Annotated in this window: 14 protein-coding genes; 9 read left to right on the forward strand and 5 right to left on the reverse strand. The window is 72.4% G+C overall.

The window, feature by feature from the left end:
* Positions 1–5 precede the first annotated feature (5 nt).
* Genes QM720_RS05255 through allB form a run of 3 tightly spaced genes read right to left on the reverse strand, consistent with a single transcriptional unit; the run spans position 6 to position 4,100 of the window.
* Complete coding sequence (locus QM720_RS05255) at positions 6–1,616, reverse strand: AtzH-like domain-containing protein (RefSeq protein ID WP_415125099.1); 1,611 nt, start codon at positions 1,614–1,616, stop codon at positions 6–8.
* Positions 1,613–2,716 (reverse strand): acetamidase/formamidase family protein, encoded by a 1,104-nt coding sequence (locus QM720_RS05260; protein ID WP_415125100.1) that lies wholly within the window; start codon positions 2,714–2,716, stop codon positions 1,613–1,615. Before QM720_RS05260 ends, QM720_RS05255 begins: the two co-directional genes overlap by 4 nt.
* Entirely contained in the window at positions 2,706–4,100 is a 1,395-nt protein-coding gene (allB, locus tag QM720_RS05265; protein ID WP_415125101.1) for an allantoinase AllB, read from the reverse strand. Before allB ends, QM720_RS05260 begins: the two co-directional genes overlap by 11 nt.
* A gap of 198 nt (positions 4,101–4,298) precedes the next feature.
* Here allB and uraD point away from each other — a divergent pair, with 198 nt between their 5' ends.
* The gene (uraD, locus tag QM720_RS05270; protein ID WP_415125102.1) at positions 4,299–4,799 is read left to right on the forward strand and encodes a 2-oxo-4-hydroxy-4-carboxy-5-ureidoimidazoline decarboxylase; all 501 of its coding nucleotides are present in this window, start codon (positions 4,299–4,301) and stop codon (positions 4,797–4,799) included.
* A 26-nt stretch (positions 4,800–4,825) separates the two neighbouring features.
* The gene (gene uraH, locus QM720_RS05275) at positions 4,826–5,146 is read left to right on the forward strand and encodes a hydroxyisourate hydrolase (protein WP_415125103.1); all 321 of its coding nucleotides are present in this window, start codon (positions 4,826–4,828) and stop codon (positions 5,144–5,146) included.
* Positions 5,147–5,155: 9 nt separating this feature from the next.
* Here uraH and QM720_RS05280 read toward each other — a convergent pair whose 3' ends face one another.
* Positions 5,156–5,788, reverse strand: coding sequence for a helix-turn-helix domain-containing protein (locus QM720_RS05280; RefSeq protein WP_415125104.1), 633 nt, complete (start codon positions 5,786–5,788; stop codon positions 5,156–5,158).
* A 160-nt stretch (positions 5,789–5,948) separates the two neighbouring features.
* Here QM720_RS05280 and pucL point away from each other — a divergent pair, with 160 nt between their 5' ends.
* Together pucL and QM720_RS05290 are read left to right on the forward strand one after the other, a co-directional pair.
* On the forward strand, positions 5,949–6,866 hold the full coding sequence (gene pucL / locus QM720_RS05285) for a factor-independent urate hydroxylase (RefSeq protein WP_415125105.1): 918 nt from the start codon (positions 5,949–5,951) through the stop codon (positions 6,864–6,866).
* 51 nt (positions 6,867–6,917) lie between these two features.
* Positions 6,918–8,444, forward strand: a complete 1,527-nt coding sequence (locus QM720_RS05290) for a nucleobase:cation symporter-2 family protein (protein WP_415125106.1) — start codon at positions 6,918–6,920, stop codon at positions 8,442–8,444.
* A gap of 153 nt (positions 8,445–8,597) precedes the next feature.
* On the opposite strand, the gene QM720_RS05295 is transcribed toward QM720_RS05290, so the two are convergent.
* Positions 8,598–9,116, reverse strand: coding sequence for an adenine phosphoribosyltransferase (locus QM720_RS05295; RefSeq protein WP_415125107.1), 519 nt, complete (start codon positions 9,114–9,116; stop codon positions 8,598–8,600).
* A gap of 98 nt (positions 9,117–9,214) precedes the next feature.
* Here QM720_RS05295 and QM720_RS05300 point away from each other — a divergent pair, with 98 nt between their 5' ends.
* The 5 genes from QM720_RS05300 to QM720_RS05320 all read left to right on the forward strand — a co-directional run bounded on the left by QM720_RS05300 (position 9,215) and on the right by QM720_RS05320 (position 16,258).
* Positions 9,215–10,894 carry a glycoside hydrolase family 13 protein gene (locus QM720_RS05300; protein WP_415125108.1) on the forward strand — a complete coding sequence of 560 codons (1,680 nt, stop codon included), beginning with the start codon at positions 9,215–9,217 and terminating at the stop codon, positions 10,892–10,894.
* Positions 10,895–10,964: 70 nt separating this feature from the next.
* A complete protein-coding gene (locus QM720_RS05305; protein WP_415125109.1) occupies positions 10,965–11,978 on the forward strand; it encodes a LacI family DNA-binding transcriptional regulator in 1,014 nt (337 codons plus the stop codon).
* A 24-nt stretch (positions 11,979–12,002) separates the two neighbouring features.
* Positions 12,003–13,217 (forward strand): amidohydrolase, encoded by a 1,215-nt coding sequence (locus QM720_RS05310; RefSeq protein WP_415125110.1) that lies wholly within the window; start codon positions 12,003–12,005, stop codon positions 13,215–13,217.
* Entirely contained in the window at positions 13,214–14,119 is a 906-nt protein-coding gene (locus tag QM720_RS05315; protein WP_415125111.1) for a hypothetical protein, read from the forward strand. The genes QM720_RS05310 and QM720_RS05315 overlap by 4 nt, the downstream gene beginning before the upstream one ends.
* Before the next feature lie 60 nt (positions 14,120–14,179).
* Positions 14,180–16,258, forward strand: a complete 2,079-nt coding sequence (locus QM720_RS05320; protein WP_415125112.1) for an APC family permease — start codon at positions 14,180–14,182, stop codon at positions 16,256–16,258.
* The last annotated feature ends 12 nt before the right edge of the window (positions 16,259–16,270 follow it).

Consider the following 16,270-nt stretch of genomic DNA (forward strand, 5'->3'; position numbering starts at 1 on the left):
AGTGGTCACCGGGACCGCCTTTCGTCAAGGAGTGCGAAGAGCGCCCGCGCCGCGCGGACGAGTGCGATGTCGGTGCCGGCGCGCGAGACGAGGCATACCCCCACCGGCGCGGGCCCGAGCGACGACGGGACGGTCAGCAGCGGCACCGAGACCGCCGGAAGGCCCGCGACGGCCGCGGGGCTCGTCATGCGCAGCGTGGCGCGGCGGACGGCCTCGACGCGGTCGCCCGCCGCCGTGCGTCCCGGCGCGGGGCCGGGCACGGTCGGCATGAGCAGCAGGTCGCCGTGCACGAGACCCGTCAGGTGTTCGCGCAGCGGGGCGAGGTGTGCGCGCGCCGCACGCTCGGCCTCCGCGGTGACCTGCGCGGCGAAGGCGAACCGCTCCGCCACCGCGGGGCTCAGGGCTCCCGGCCCGTTCGCGCGCACCCAGTCGCCGTTGTTGCGCCAGGCCTCCGCCGCCTGCACGATGCGGAACGGCTCGTAGTGGTCGTCGAGAGGGCCGATGGAGACGCGGCGCAGTTGCGGCGGGCGATCGGATGCCACGAGCCGCGCCAGCAGCGCGTCGAACGCCTCCCGCGTGGCCGGCTCCGCGGCATCCACCACCTCGTGCGGCACGAGAAAGCGCCAGGGCAGGTCTGCGCCCGACTCGCCGTACACGCTCTCCGTCGATTCCGACCCGTCGTAGCTGAGGCACCAGTCGGCGACCCGCTGCAGGGTGTCGCCGTCGCGGGCCAGCCATCCCACCGTGTCGAAGCTCTGCGCGAGCGGCAGCAGGCCCTGCCGCGGCACCAGTCCGTGCGTCGTGCGCAGCCCCCACAGCCCCTGATAGGACGCCGGCACCCGCACCGATCCGGCGGTGTCGGTGGCGAGCCCGATCTCGGCCTGACCGGTGGCGACGGCGGATGCCGGCCCGCTCGACGAGCCTCCGGGCAGCGCCCCGGCGAGCGCTCCGTTCGGGGGCGTGCCGTAGTGCGGATTGTCGCCGGCGATGGAGTAGGCGAACTCGTCGGTGCGCGCGATGCCGCGCAGCGAGGCGCCGCCGCGCATCAGGTCGGACACGGCCGGGGCGGTCGTGGTCTCGGCGCGCGCTGCGTCGAGGAACGTGGGGTTGCCGGCGCCGATGCGGTAGCCCTTGATGGCGAACACGTCTTTCACCGCGACCGTCAGCCCCTGCAGCGGGCCCTCCCACGCGCCCTGCCAGAGCGGGTCGCCGACGGTGCGCCAGACCGATCGGTCGAGCGCCTGCGCCCGCCCGGTCACGTGCGCCGCCGTGATCAGCCAGCGATCGTCGATCCGCTCCCACACCTGGGTCTGCAGCCCGGTGCCGCCACCGAGGTAGCGCGAGACCGACACCAGCAGCGCGACCGCATCGCCCAGCGGGCGGTACTCGATGCGCTCGATCGTGCGCGGCGGCACTCCGCCGCGCCCGCCCCGGAACGCGCTGATCGCGTCGTGGCCGACGAGGAGCCCCGCGGCGTCGCCGCGCATCGTCGTCGCCCCCCGTGCGAAGGCGGCATCCAGCGCCTCCACGTCGTTGGAGACGATCGCCGCCTCGTACGCCTCGAAGGCCTCGCGGAGATCTTCGGGGAGGGCAGAGGTGTCGGGGATGGCGGTCATTCGGTTCCCTCCGGCAGCGCGACGGCGGCGAAGTCCGCCTCGCGGATGCGCGCGTGCACGCCGCACACGATGTCGACGACCTGCGAGATGTCGAAGTCCGTCGCCGCGGACAGGTACGCATAGGCGAGGTGCTCGGCCATGCCGTAGCGCGCCGTCAGCAGGTCGAGCGCGGCCCGCACGCACCGGCGCATGGCTTCGTCGAGATCGGCATCCATGCCGGTGGGCACGAGGTATTCGCTCGTGCGCACGAGGGGCCCTGCGACCTCGCCGAAGGCGGCCACGGCACGCGCGCGCGGCACGACGTCGAAGCGCAGGGTCGCACGCAGCGACGCCTCGAGCGCCGTCAGGGCGACCTCGCCATCGCCCTGCGCGAAGTGCGGATCGCCCACGTACGCGAGGGCGCCGGGCACCTGCACCGGCAGGTAGAGCACGCTCCCCTCCGTGAGCAGGTTGATGTCGATGTTGCCGCCGTGGCTGCCGGGAGGCACCGAGTGCGGCCGCTCGTCGCCGCGCACCGCGACGCCCATCGTGCCGAGGAACGGCGCCAGCGGGAACGCGACGACGCGCTCGCCGCCCTCGGTCAGGGGCAGCGCGCCGACCGGGCCGTCGGGGCCGTCGACCACGGGGGTGAAGACGCTGACGTTCTCGGGCCCGCGCGGCAGGATGCCGGGCAGCGCGCCCCGGCCGTGGCGGTTCGAGATGACCCCGTACGGCACGCGCGGGGCGAGGTGCTCGACCGTGATCTTGAGCAGGTCGCCGGGCAGCGCCCCCGTGACATGGACGGGGCCGGTGACGACGTGCGGCCCGTCGCGCAGCGGATCGCGCACCCGCGCGGCGGCGATCTCGATAGCGTCCGTGAGCACCTCTCCGGCGGCGACGCCGTGAGCGGTGAAGAACGCGAGGGGATCGTTGCCCTGGTCTTCGAGCACCCCCTCATGGCTCACGGTGTCGATCGTGACGGTGTCGCCGGAGGCGATGGTCAGCACCGGGGCGTCGGCGGCGCACGGCAGTCGTCCCCACAGGACGGTGTCGACGCTCGCGCGCAGGTAGTGGTCGCCGGGGATCGGCCCGACCCCCGGTTGCAGGATCTCAGCGGCCATCGTGCTCCCGTCGTGCAGCGTTCCTCCGCAGCAGTCTGCCGGTCGGCGCGCCCCGAAAGCGCGGCGCCTCACCGGCGCGGCCCTCGGTGACGTCGAAGATCGACTCGCCGCGCAACCACGTGCGCCGCACCCGCCCCCGCAGGGTGGCGCCGTCGTACGCCGAGATCGCGTTCCGGTGCCGCAGCGCGGCGGCCTCGATGCGCATCGTGTCGTCGACGCCGAAGACCGTCAGGTTCGCGGGCCCGCCGACCTCGATCCGGCCCGCGTCGAGGCCCGCGACGCGGGCGGGCCCCGTCGTGAAGAGGGGGATGAGCACGTCGAGCGGGATGCCGCGGCGCCGCGCCTCGGTCCACACCACCGACAGGCCCACCTGCAGGCCCGAGATGCCGCCCCAGGCGAGGCCGAAATCGCCGCCGCCGGCCCGCTTGAGCTCGGCCGTGGACGGGGAGTGGTCACTGACGACGGCGTCGATGACGCCGTCGATCAGCCCCGCCCAGAGCAGATCCTGGTTGTCGGCCTCGCGGATGGGCGGGCAGCACTTGAACTCCCCCGCGCCGTCGGGGACGTCCTCGGCGGCGATCGCCAGATAGTGCGGGCACGTCTCGACGGTGAGGTCGACACCCTCGGCGCGGGCCGCCGCGATCATCGGCAGCGACCGCGCATCGCTCAGGTGCAGGATGTGCGCGCGACCGCCCGTGCTGCGCGCCGCGTCGATGACGGCGGCGATCGCGGCACGCTCGCTCTCGGGCGGGCGTGACTGCAGGAAGGCGTCGTAGCCGCGCCCCAGCGCGCCCGGGTCGGACAGCAGCGCGGCGTCTTCGGCGTGCACGATCAGGCGGGAGCCGAGGGCGGCGACCTCGGCCATCGCCCGGCCCAGCTGGGCGCGGTCGAGGTGACCGAACTCGTCGACCCCCGACGGCGCGAGAAAGCACTTGAACCCGAAGACGCCGGCGTCGTGCAGCGGCGCCAGCGCCCCCAGGTTCTCCGGCACCGCGCCGCCCCAGAAGCCGACGTCGACGTACGCCGACGGGGCCGCCGCGGCGCGCTTGATCTCCAGCGCTTCCGCCGACGTCGTCGGCGGAAGCGAGTTCAGCGGCATGTCGACGATGGTCGTCACGCCGCCCGCCGCGGCCGCGAGCGTGGCCGAGCGGAACCCCTCCCACTCGGTGCGCCCCGGCTCGTTGACGTGCACGTGGGCATCGACCAGGCCCGGCAGCAGCACGGCATCGTCGGGAACCGTGACGAGGCGGGTGCGGGCGGGCGAGCGGCGCGTGCCATCCAGGATGTCGACGACGCGGCCCGCCTCGACGACGACGACCGCGGGGCGGAAGCCACCGTCGACGAAAGCCCGTCGGGAACGGACGGCGAAGCGCGACCGGGGCATTCAGCTCCCCGCGGGTGCGGTCGTGCCCTCGGGCGGGGTGACGGTCATGGCGTGCTCCAGACGGCGGGTGGGGACGGGCGTGCCGTCGATGTCAAGCTATTGCTTAAGGTACCTCGGTTGGTTTCGGGCCTGTAACGCCTTTGTGACCGACGGAGTCGTCGGTGGCGCGAGCGGGTCGCGCCCGGTGAGGATGAACGCATGACGATGGATCTCGACGAGTTCAACGACCTGGCCGCGGCAGACGCCGCCGCGACGGTGTCGGTGTGGGCGGCCGTCCCCGCGTGGGTGGATGCCGTGGTCGAGGCACGGCCGTACGCCTCGGTCGACGCCCTGGCGGAGCGCGCCGCGGCGCTCGCCGCGTCGTGGGGCGCCGCCGAGCTGGATGCCGCCCTCGCCCACCACCCGCGCATCGGCGAGAGGCCCGGCGGAGGCGGCGCCGAGGCCGCCGCCTCGCGCAGCGAGCAGGCCGCGATGGCCGGCGCCTCCGACGAGATCGCCCGCGCGATGGCCGAGGCCAACGCGGCCTACGACGCCCGATTCGAGCGGGTCTTCCTCATCCGCGCCGCCGGCCGCACCCCCGACGAGATGCTCGCCGAGATCCGCCGGCGACTGGACAACACCCCCGACGTCGAGACGGCCGAGGCCCTCGGCCAGCTGCGCGAGATCGCGCTGCTGCGGCTGCGTTCGACGCTGCACTGAGCGAGGCTGGACCGAGAGGAGAACGCATGGCACACCTGACCACTCACATTCTCGACGGGGCGTCGGGCTCACCGGCATCCGCCGTCGCGGTCGCACTCGTCGACGCCGACGGCGCCGTCGTGGCCGCCGGGACGACCGATGCCGACGGCCGGCTCGCGCTCGGGCCGGACGTGCTGGCGCCCGGAGAGTACGCCCTGCGCTTCGCGGTCGGGGAGTATTTCGCGGGCCGCGGGGTGGAGACGTTCTATCCGCGCGTCGAGATCTCCTTCACCGTCGCCGACGCGGCGCACTACCACGTGCCGCTGCTGCTGAGTCCCTTCGCCTACTCGACGTACCGGGGCAGCTGAGCCACGCGCCTACTCGGGCGCGGGCGTGCGTGAGCCCCGCAGCGTCAGCCACACGGCGACGGCGGCGGTGTCGACGGACTCGTTCACGACACGGTGCGGGCGCGTCGCCCAGAACGACAGCGAGTCGCCCGGGCCGAGCGCGACCGTGCCCTCGGTGAACTCGAACGACAGGGATCCGCTGATCACGCGACCGGCCTCGTAGCCCTCGTGCACGAGCATCGCGCCGTCGACGCTCGACGAGGTCAGGGGCGGATACACCGTCTCGAACAGGTCGACCCCGTCCAGGCGCACGGGAGTGAGGCGCCGGTAGAGCACCCCCTGCCCCAGCACGGTCTGCGCCCCCGCGCCCGCGGTCGCCACCGTCACCCCGGGGATCGGCTCGGACGTGCGCCCGTGTTCGAGCTCGACCGGGCGCAGCACGTCGTGGTCGTCGAAGATCGCCGCCACCGGCACCTCGAGCACGCTGACGATCTCGATCAGGCGATTGACCGACGGCTGCATCGCGCCGGTCTCGATCTGCGAGAGCGCGCTCGAGGAGATGCCGATCGCCTCGGCGACCGAACGCAGCGAACGCCCCGACTCGATGCGCAACTGCCGCAGACGAGCGCCGATCGAGCCGTTGGTGACCGATCGATCCGTCACACCATCCCCCTCGTCGATGCCCGCCCCGGGTGTTTCGCCGGAACTCATTGAGGCCCCCGAAGTCGAAACAACCCTTTTACGTGCCCGCAACGCCGCGGGGTGCCTTAAGGGATAGCTTCACGAAGAGAGCCGTCCCTTCAACCCTATCTGGAGATCACCCATGACCGATATCAGCGTCAGCCTCGGCGCCAACAAGTACGGCAAGGCCGAGAACCGGGTCGTGCGCATCGTGCGCGACACCGCCCGCCACGAGATCATCGACCTCAACGTCACGTCGCAGTTGCGCGGCGCCGCGCTCGTGGACTCGTACCTGGTCGGCGACAACGCCCTCGTCGTCGCCACCGACACGCAGAAGAACACCGCGTTCGCGTTCGCGAAGGAGTACGGCATCCCCTCCCCGGAGGAGTACCTGCTGACCCTCGGCGAGCACTTCGTCTCGTCGTTCGACTGGATCGAGGGCGGGGTGTGGCAGGCCGAGCAGTACGAGTGGGATCGCATCCTCGTCGACGGCGCCGGCCACGATCACTCGTTCGTCCGCAAGGGTCAGGGCACGCGCCTGGCGACCGTGACCAAGCAGGACGGCCAGACGCACGTCACCGGCGGCGTGAAGGATCTCACCGTCCTGAAGTCCACCGGCAGCGAGTTCGCCGGGTTCCCGCGCGACAAGTACACGACCCTCGTCGAGACCAACGATCGCATCATGGCGACCTCGGTGACCGGGCGCTGGCGGTTCCTGCCCGAGGCCGTCGAGGCGGGCATCGACTACAACGGCCTCTACGCCGAGGTCTCGGCGGTTCTGCTGTCGACCTTCGCGACCGTGCACTCCCTCGCGCTGCAGCAGACGCTGTTCGAGATGGGCAAGGCGGCCATCGCCGCGCGGCCCGAGATCGCCGAGGTCCGTTTCCAGATGCCGAACAAGCACCACTTCGTCTACGACCTCTCGCCGTTCGGGCTCGACAACCCGAACGAGGTCTTCATCGCCGCCGACCGGCCCTACGGCCTGATCGAAGGCACCGTCGTGCGCGACGGCGCCGCGCCCGCGCCCGACGCGTGGGTCGACATCCCCACCTTCATCTGACCTTTCACCGCCCACCGCGCCGGCAACGGGCACACCCTCCAAGGAACTGACATGTCTCACAACATAAGCACCACCGGCACCACCCCCACCTCCACCTCCTCCACCACCCGCCCCGAGGACGAACGCCTCGGGCTCGGCCGCACCTTCGGCTACGGCATCCAGCACATCCTCGCGATGTTCGGCGGCGTCATCGCCGTGCCGCTCATCGTCGGCGGGGCGGCGGGCCTCGAACCGGCCGAGAAGGCCCTGCTCGTCGCCTGCGGCCTGTTCGTGAGCGGTCTCGCGACCCTGCTGCAGACCCTCGGCGTCCCGTACTTCGGTTCGCAGCTGCCGCTCGTCCAGGGCACCTCGTTCGCCGCCGTCTCGACGATCCTCGCGATCATCGGCGACGACGGCACGACGGGGCTGCAGCACGTGTTCGGCGCGATCATCGCCGCCGCCGCGGTCGGCCTCGTCATCACGCCGTTCTTCGCGCGCGTCGTGCGGTTCTTCCCCGCCGTCGTGACCGGCTCGATCATCACCGTCATCGGCCTGTCCCTCATGCCGGTCGCGGCGGGCTGGATCACCGGGCAGGCGACCATCACCGTCGACGGCGAGGTCGTCGACAATCCGAACTTCGCTTCCCTGGAGAACATCGGACTCGCCCTGTTCACGCTGCTCGTCGTCCTCATCCTGAGCAAGATCCCGACGCTGTCGCGGCTCGCCGTGCTGCTCGGGCTCGCGGTCGGCACCATCGTCGCCCTCCTCCTCGGGAAGGTCGACGTCACGACCGTCGGCGCGGCGGCGCCGTTCGCCTTCCCGCAGCCGTTCGCGTTCGGGATGCCGCTGTTCGAGGTCGGCGCGATCATCTCAATGGTGATCGTCGTGCTCGTCATCATGGTGGAGACCACCGCCGACATCCTCGCCGTGGGCGAGGTCGTGGGCACCAAGGTCGACGCCCGCCGCGTCGGCAACGGCCTCCGCGCCGACATGGGCGCGTCGCTCATCGCCCCGCTGTTCAACGCGTTCCCGGCATCCGCATTCGCCCAGAACGTCGGGCTCGTCGCCCTCACCGGCATCAAGAGCCGCTTCGCGGTCGCCGCCGGCGGGTTGCTGCTCGTGCTCCTCGGTCTCTCGCCGATGGCCGCGGCCGTGTTCAGCCTCATCCCCGGGCCGGTGCTCGGCGGCGCCGGCATCGTCCTGTTCGGGTCGGTCGCCGCCAGCGGCGTGCGCACCCTGTCGAAGGTCTCGTACCAGGGCAACAACAACCTCGTCATCGTGGCGACGTCGATCGCGTTCGGCCTCATCCCGGTGGTGTCGACGAACTTCTGGCACGCGTTCCCGGCCTGGTTCGTGACGATCTTCCACTCCGGCATCAGCTCGGCGGCGATCGTCGCGGTGCTGCTGAACCTCTTCTTCAACGTGTTCCTGCCCGGAACGCCCGAAGAGCCGGACAACCTCGCCGCCGCCCCGCCCCTGCGCGTGCAGACCACCGAGATCCAGGTGCTCAGCCAAGGCGGAACGCTCGACGCGTCGTCGTACGAACCCGACCTGCGCGTCGACGGGACCGTCGCGAAGGACCCCCGCGACGAGGCCTGACCCGCGGCCCCGTTGCGGGCCGCGGTTCACCCCCCTCCGCAAGGATGCAGGATCCGGTGTGAAAATGCTGGCGTCTGGGCCGGGTCCAGACGACTTCCGTCACAGTCGGTCCTGCATCCTTGCGCGGCGAGCGCGCCGCGGCGGCCGTTCGGATCAGACGCGGAAGACGGTGTGGACGGGGCCGCAGACGTCGCGGCCGCCGAGACCGTCGAGCTCCATCAGCACGGCGGTGCCGACGACGACGTGCCCGAGCTCGGTGAGCAGCTGCTGCCCCGCCCGCAGGGTGCCGCCGGTGGCGAGGATGTCGTCGACGAGCAGCACGCGGGTACCCCGCGGCAGGTCGTCGGCCATCTCGATCACGGCCGTGCCGTACTCCAGCGCGTACGCGACGGATGCCGCCGGCCGCGGCAGTTTGCCCGCCTTGCGGATGGGGACCATCCCGACTCCGGCGGCGATGGCGACGGCGCCGGCGAGGAGGAACCCGCGCGCCTCGACCCCGGCGACGACATCGAACTCGTCGGCGAAGGGCTCGATGACGGCGTCCACGACGGTGCGCAGCGCGACGGCGTCGGCCAGCAGCGGCGAGATGTCGCGGAACAGGATGCCGGGCTCGGGAAAGTCGGGGATCGTCGCGATGAGCGACTCGGCGCGGGCGAGGGCAGCGGAGCTCACGCGCCCAGCGTAGCGTCCCGCACGTCCCGCACCGCCCGCAGCATCACGCGCCGCCCGCCCGCCGTCCGTGCGCAAGCGCTTGCGCTACGCTGGTGCGCATGCCTCAGACCCCCGCAGCCCTGCGCGAGAACCACCCCGGCGCCGAGTGGTGGCGCACCGCCGTGATCTACCAGATCTACCCGCGCTCGTTCGCCGACGCGTCGGGCAACGGCACGGGCGACCTGCGGGGCGTGACCGCCCACCTCGACGACCTCGTCTCGCTCGGCGTGGACGCCGTGTGGCTCAGCCCGTTCTACCGCTCGCCGCAGAAGGATGCCGGCTACGACGTCGCGGACTACCGCGACGTCGACCCGCTGTTCGGCACCCTCGACGACTTCGACGAGATGCTCGCCGCGGCGCACGCCCGCGGCATCCGGGTCATCGTCGACCTCGTGCCGAACCACAGCTCCGACCAGCATCCGTGGTTCCAGGAGGCGCTGGCCGCCGCGCCCGGCAGCGCCGCGCGGGGGCGCTACCTGTTCCACGAGGGCACGGGCGCGCACGGCGAACTGCCGCCGAACAACTGGGAGTCGGTGTTCGGCGGCCCGGCCTGGACGCGCGTCACAGAGCCCGATGGCCGCCCCGGACAGTGGTACCTGCACCTGTTCGACCCGGGTCAGCCCGACTTCGACTGGTCGAACCCCGAGGTGCAGGAGGAGTTCCGCAGCATCCTGCGGTTCTGGCTCGACCGCGGCGTCGACGGGTTCCGCGTCGACGTCGCGCACGGTCTCATCAAGCCGGAGGACTTCTCCGACCACCTCCCGCCCATCGATCGGGAGGCCACCGAGCTCAGCCTGCAGGACGCCCCGTACTGGGGGCAGGACGGCGTGCACGAGATCTACCGCGACTGGCACCGCGTGATCGCCGAGTACGACGGCGACCGGGCGCTGTGCGGCGAGGCGTGGGCGCCCACGATCGAGAAGACCGCGATGTTCGTCCGCGCCGACGAGATGCAGCAGACGTTCAACTTCCCCTACCTCGTGACCGGCTGGGATGCCGGCGAGCTGCGGGGCGTCATCGCCGAGTCGCTGGCCGCCTACCCTGCCGTCGGCGCGCCCGCGACGTGGGTGCTGTCCAACCACGATGTGATCCGGCACGCCTCCCGGCTCGACCTGCCTCCGGGCGGGCGGCACGACGAGGGTCTCGGGCCGCTGTCCCCGGTCAAGCCCGACCCGGTGTCGGGCCTGCGGCGTGCGCGGGCGGCATCCACCGTCATGCTCGCCCTCCCGGGCTCCGCGTATCTCTACCAGGGCGAAGAGCTCGGCCTGCCCGAGGTGATCGAGCTGCCCGACGAGGCTCGCCAGGATCCGTCGTGGCTGCGCACCGGCGGCGAGCGCTACGGACGCGATGGATGCCGCGTCCCGCTGCCGTGGGTCGCGGCCGCTCCCGCGTACGGCTTCAGTCCGGACGGCGCCTCGTGGCTGCCGCAGCCGGCGGAGTGGGCGGCGCTGGCGCGCGACGCGCAGGAGGACGACCCCGACTCGACGCTGTGGCTGTACCGCACGCTGCTGGCGACCCGCCGGGCGGAGGGGCTCGGCGCGAGCGCACTGGAATGGCTCGACGGCTACGGCGACGACGTCCTCGCATTCCGCAACGGGAATATCACGGTCATCGCGAACCTCGGCGACCGCTCCATCACACTGCCGTCGGGCACCGTCCTGGTCGCGAGCGCGCCCGGCGTGCCGGCCGGTGGCGCACAGCTGCCCGTGGACACCGCCGTCTGGATGCACGCGGGCTGAGCGGGCGAGCCGCGCGGCCGAGTCGTCGAGACGGCCGGGCGATCGAACGGAACGGCCGGACGGAGGGCGCATGACGGGCATCGACGAGGTCGCCCGCGCCGCGGGCGTGTCGACGACCACCGTGTCGCGCGCGCTCAGCGGCCGGGGGCGCGTCTCCGAGCGCACGCGCGAACGGGTGCGGCGGGCGGCCGACGAGCTGGGATACGTCGGCTCGGCGGCGGCGGCATCCTTGGCGTCGGGCCGCACCGAGAACGTCGGCGTGGTGGCGCCGCTGCGCGGGCCGTGGTTTTTCGCGACGGTGCTGGACGGCATCGCGTCGCGACTCACCCCGCGCGGCTACGACCTGACCCTGTACCACCTCGGCGACGATCCCGAGCAGCGCCGCGGCGTGTTCGAGCGGTCGCTGCGGCGGCAGCGCGTGGACGGGCTGATCGTGCTGTCGGTGCATCTCGACGACGACGAGATCGCGCGACTGGGTGCCCTCGGCCTGCCGATCGTCGGCCTCGGCGTGCCCCGGCCCGAGCTTCCCGCGCTCCGCGTCGACGACACCGCGGTCGGCCGCCTCGCGACCGCGCACCTCCTCGCGCTCGGGCACCGCGACATCGCCCACATCGGCCAGACGCTCCCGCCCGGCGCCTCGCCGGAGCTCGACATCCCCTCGCGCCGCCGCCGCGGGTTCGAGGCCGCGATGGGCGATGCCGGCATCGCCCGCCCGCGGTTCGCCGAAGCCGACTTCACCGTCGCCGGCGCCCGTGCCGCCGCCCGCGAACTGCTGACGGGCCCCGACCGGCCGACGGCGATCTTCGCGGCGTCGGACGAGATGGCCTACGGCGTCCTGGCCGTCGCCGGCGAGCTCGGGCTGAGCGTGCCCCGCGACCTGTCGGTCGTGGGCGTCGACGGCCACGACCTCGGCGAGCTGTTCGGGCTGACGACGATCGACCAGTTCCCGCACGGGCAGGGTGCGCGCGCCGGCGACGCGATCCTCGCCGCGCTGGGGGTCACGGAAGCAGCCGCCGCCCCGCTCCCCTTCGAGCTCGTCGTCCGCACCTCGACCGCGCCCCCGCCACGCCCCGGCCACCCATAGGCGGCACCGCGTAGGCTCACTCGCATGAGCATCGATCTCGAAGCGCTGTACATCGATCTGCACCGGCATCCGGAGCTGTCGTTCCAGGAGACCCGCACGGCGGGCGTCATCGCCCGCGAGCTGACCGCGCTCGGCCTCGAGTTCGTCGAGGGGCTCGGGCGCACCGGCATCGCGACCGTGATCCGCAGCGGCGACGGCCCGGTCGTGTGGCTGCGCGCCGACATGGACGCCCTGCCCGTCGAGGAGCTCACCGGCCTCCCCTACGCGAGCACCGTGCACGGCGTCGACCCCGCGGGGCACGACGTGCCGGTCATGCACGCGTGCGGCCACGACATGCACGTCACGGCGCTGCTCGGGGCCCTCGAACGCCTGCAGGAGACCCAGGGCGAGTGGAGCGGCACCGTCGTGGCGGTGTTCCAGCCCGCCGAAGAACACGGCGCGGGCTCGCAGGCGATGATCGCCGACGGCGTGCTCGACCGCTTCCCGAGGCCCGACATCGTGCTGGGCCAGCACCTCACGCCGCTGCCCGCGGGCACGATCGGCGTGCGCCCGGGCACCCAGATGGCCGCCAGCGACGGCCTCACCGTCACGCTCCTCGGCCGCGGCGGGCACGGCTCGCGCCCCCACTCCACGATCGACCCCGTCGTCATGGCCGCGGCCACCGTCATGCGGCTGCAGACCGTCGTCTCGCGCGAGGTCGACCCGCGCGGCGTCGCCGTCGTCACGGTCGGCTCGATCCACGCCGGGCTGAAGAACAACATCATCCCCGCCGAGGCGAAGCTCGAGCTGAGCCTGCGCTACCCCGACGACGACGCCCGCGCCGACGTCATGACGCGCGTCGAGCGCGTCATCCGGGCGGAGGCGGCGGCATCCGGAGCCGAGCGGGAGCCGGTCATCCAGATCGACCACACCCTGCCGCCGACGATCAACGACCCCGCCGCGACCGCGCGCCTGACCGCCGCGTTCGACACTGCCTTCGGCACCGGCACCGTCGTCGACCCGGGCATGTTCACCGGCAGCGAGGACGTCTCGTGGTTCGCCCGCGAGGCGGGCGTGCCGCTCGTGTTCTGGTTCTGGGGCGGGCTCGATCCGCAGGTGTACGCGGATGCCGTCGCCCGCGGCACCGTCAACGAAGACATCCCGACGAACCACTCCGCGTACTTCGCGCCGATCCTGCACCCGACGATCGAGCGCGGCGTGGACGCCCTCGTCGTCGCGGCGCGCGAGTTCCTGGGATGAGCCTCGAGGAGCTGTTCGGGTTGCCGGAGCCGGAAGAGCCGGAGCAGCCCGAAGAGCCGGAAGAACGCCGGCACACACGGCGGTCGCGCGAACCGCGCGAACCGAAGCCCGCGCGCGAACCGAAGCCGACGCGCGAGCCGAAGCCGCCGAAGCCGCCCCGCGCGGCGCGGGCGCCCCGCGCACCCGGCGGATCGGGCAGGAACCCCACGGTGATCCTCGGCATCATCGCCGGCGTGCTGGCGCTGGCCGTCGCGGTCGTCCTCGTCATCGCGCTGACCCGCACGCCCGACACCACGGGCGGCGACCAGTCCGACCCGGTCGTCGTTCCCGCACCGGCGACGAGCTCCGCCACCGCCGTGCCGAGCCCGTCCGAGACCGCCGCCGAGGCCACGATCACCTTCTCCGCGAGCGGATTCACGCTCCGCGGGAGCGACGGCGACACCTTCACCCACGCCTGGGCCGACGACGCCGCACCGGCGATCGCGGCGCTGACCGCGGCGTTCGGCGCCGAGCCGACGACCGAGGTCGAGGCCGGCAACACGGACCTCTACGCCTACACCTGCGCGCACTGGGACGGCTTCCGCTTCTGCGACGTGCTGCTCGGCGAGGGCAACAAGCCTCGCGAGGAGGTCGACGCGCCCACCTATGCCGCCTTCAGCGCCAACGAGGTCGACGGCGTGCAGATCGAGGCCGAGTTCGGCCTGCGCATCGGGCAGACCCTCGCCGAGGTGCGTGCGCTCGGCCCCGACGACGAGCTGAGCATCACCCCCGCCGAGTTCCTGTTCGGCAACGACCGCAACACCTTCTACGTCGACGGCGCGCGCACCTACGGCGTCCGCGTCGAGACCGACGGCGCGAAGGTCACCGAGATCGTCTACCGCTACGTCCCGCTGGGCCTCTGACGCCGCGACGGCTTCCCCGGCGAGACGGAGCCCTCTTGTGGCGGCGCCGCGTCCGGCGTAATGTCGCCCGCCGTGGCACCTGACAGTCGCAACAGCGACGACATCCCCGACCCTCGCGCCGGTGAGGACACCCCCATCGCCAAGCGCATCCTCATCGGCGAACCGCTGACCAGCGAAGAACTGGACGGGCAGCTGCTGCCCAAGCGCATGGCACTGCCGATCTTCGCGTCCGACGCGCTGTCGTCGGTCGCGTACGCCCCGCAGGAGCTGCTGATGATCCTGCTCGTCGGCGGCACGGCGTTCCTCGCGTTCAGCCCGTGGGTCGCGGCGGCGGTCGTGGCCCTGCTGATCGTCGTCGTCCTCAGCTACCGGCAGCTCATCAAGGCGTACCCGTCGGGCGGCGGCGACTACGAGGTGGCCCGCACGAACCTGGGCGAGAAGGCGGGCGTGGTCGTTGCCGCGGCCCTCCTCGTCGACTACATCCTGACGGTCGCCGTGTCCGTGGCATCCGGCGTCGACAACATCATCTCGGCGCTGCCGGGCCTCGCCGGCTGGCGCGTCGAGCTCGCCGTCGGGTTCGTGGTGCTCATCATCCTGGTAAACCTGCGCGGGGTGCGCGAGGCGTCGACGGCGTTCGCGATCCCGACGTACCTGTTCATCGGATCGGTCATGATCATGATCGTCACCGGCCTCGTGCGATGGATGCTGGGGGACGCCCCCGTCGCCGAGAGCGCGCAGTTCGCGGTGCACGCCGAAGACCTCAGCCAGGCCGCGGTGATCCTGCTGATCCTGCGGGCGTTCTCCAGCGGATGCTCCGCCCTCACCGGCGTCGAGGCCGTCTCGAACGGCGTGCCGGCGTTTCGCACGCCGAAGGTGCGCAACGCGCAGCGGACCCTCGTGCTCATGGGGTCGACGGCAATCGTGATGTTCGCCGGCCTCACCCTCCTCGCCCTCCTCGCCGGGGTGCACTATGCGGAGAACCCCTGCGATCTGGTCGGGTTCGACTGCCGGGGCGCGGTGCAGCCGAGCCTCATGGCGCAGGTGGCGGCGGCGACGTTCGGCAGTGGCAGCATCCCGTTCTTCATCGTGCAGGCGGCGACGGCCTGCGTACTGCTGCTGGCTGCGAACACGGCCTTCAACGGGTTTCCGCTCCTCGGCTCGGTGCTCGCCCGCGACGGCTACGCGCCCAAGGCGCTGAACACGCGCGGCGACCGGCTCGTCTACTCGAACGGCATGATCATCCTGGGGCTTGCGGCCGTCGCCGTGCTGATCGTGTTCCAGGCGAAGCTGACGACTCTCATCCAGCTGTACATCATCGGCGTGTTCGTGTCGTTCTCGCTCGGCCAGCTCGGCATGGTCACGCACTGGCGGCGCGAGCGGCGGTACCTGCGCACGCCCGCCGCACGCCGGGAGGCCCTCGTGGGGCTCGCGATCAACGCGCTGGGCGCGACGTTCACGATCGTCGTGCTCGTGATCGTGACGATCACGAAGTTCACGCACGGCGCGTACCTGGTCTTCATCGCGATTCCCGTGCTGGCCCTGCTCATGATCGGCGTGCACCGGTACTACCGCGACGTCGCGCACGAGACCGCGATGGACGACGCGGTGCACTACGGCGCCACCGGCGACATCGCGATCGTGCTGGTCGGGCGGCTGCAGAAGCCGGTCGCGAAAGCCGTGGACTACGCTCTGGCGGCCAGGCACGACCAGACGATCGCCCTGCACATCGCCGTGACCGCGGAGCAGGCACACGAGGTGCAGACCGACTGGGAGGTGCACGGGATGCCGGTCCCCCTCGTCATCGTCGAGTCGCCGTTCCGCCACTACGCGGCCCCGGTCGCCCAGTTCATCGCCGAGTACCGGGCGCGGCACGGGTCGACCCTCGTCACGGTGTACCTGCCGCAGTACATCGTCGGGCACTGGTGGGAGAACCTGCTGCACAACCGCCGCGCCCGGCGCATCGCGCAGCAGCTCATGCTCGTGCACGGCGTGCAGATCACCCTCGTGCCCTGGCTGCTCGACTCGTCGGAGCTGATCTACGGCCGCCGCTCGCGGCCGCTGCCCGGCGACGACCGCGCCGGCCGCATGGCCACCTACGGCCTCGTGGCCCACACCGACAACCCCGACGCCGCCGAGTAGCGCGCCGGCATC

Source organism: Microbacterium sp. (assembly GCF_047602155.1).
GTDB lineage: Bacteria > Actinomycetota > Actinomycetes > Actinomycetales > Microbacteriaceae > Microbacterium.

Excerpts from the sequence above, each read along its gene's own strand:
- QM720_RS05255 (WP_415125099.1), bottom strand. The coding sequence starts at position 1,616 with ATGACCGCCATCCCCGACACCTCTGCCCTCCCCGAAGATCTCCGCGAG.
- QM720_RS05260 (WP_415125100.1), bottom strand. The coding sequence starts at position 2,716 with ATGGCCGCTGAGATCCTGCAACCGGGGGTCGGGCCGATCCCCGGCGAC.
- allB (WP_415125101.1), bottom strand. The coding sequence starts at position 4,100 with ATGCCCCGGTCGCGCTTCGCCGTCCGTTCCCGACGGGCTTTCGTCGAC.
- uraD (WP_415125102.1), top strand. The coding sequence starts at position 4,299 with ATGACGATGGATCTCGACGAGTTCAACGACCTGGCCGCGGCAGACGCC.
- uraH (WP_415125103.1), top strand. The coding sequence starts at position 4,826 with ATGGCACACCTGACCACTCACATTCTCGACGGGGCGTCGGGCTCACCG.
- pucL (WP_415125105.1), top strand. The coding sequence starts at position 5,949 with ATGACCGATATCAGCGTCAGCCTCGGCGCCAACAAGTACGGCAAGGCC.
- QM720_RS05290 (WP_415125106.1), top strand. The coding sequence starts at position 6,918 with ATGTCTCACAACATAAGCACCACCGGCACCACCCCCACCTCCACCTCC.
- QM720_RS05300 (WP_415125108.1), top strand. The coding sequence starts at position 9,215 with ATGCCTCAGACCCCCGCAGCCCTGCGCGAGAACCACCCCGGCGCCGAG.
- QM720_RS05305 (WP_415125109.1), top strand. The coding sequence starts at position 10,965 with ATGACGGGCATCGACGAGGTCGCCCGCGCCGCGGGCGTGTCGACGACC.
- QM720_RS05310 (WP_415125110.1), top strand. The coding sequence starts at position 12,003 with ATGAGCATCGATCTCGAAGCGCTGTACATCGATCTGCACCGGCATCCG.
- QM720_RS05315 (WP_415125111.1), top strand. The coding sequence starts at position 13,214 with ATGAGCCTCGAGGAGCTGTTCGGGTTGCCGGAGCCGGAAGAGCCGGAG.
- QM720_RS05320 (WP_415125112.1), top strand. The coding sequence starts at position 14,180 with ATGTCGCCCGCCGTGGCACCTGACAGTCGCAACAGCGACGACATCCCC.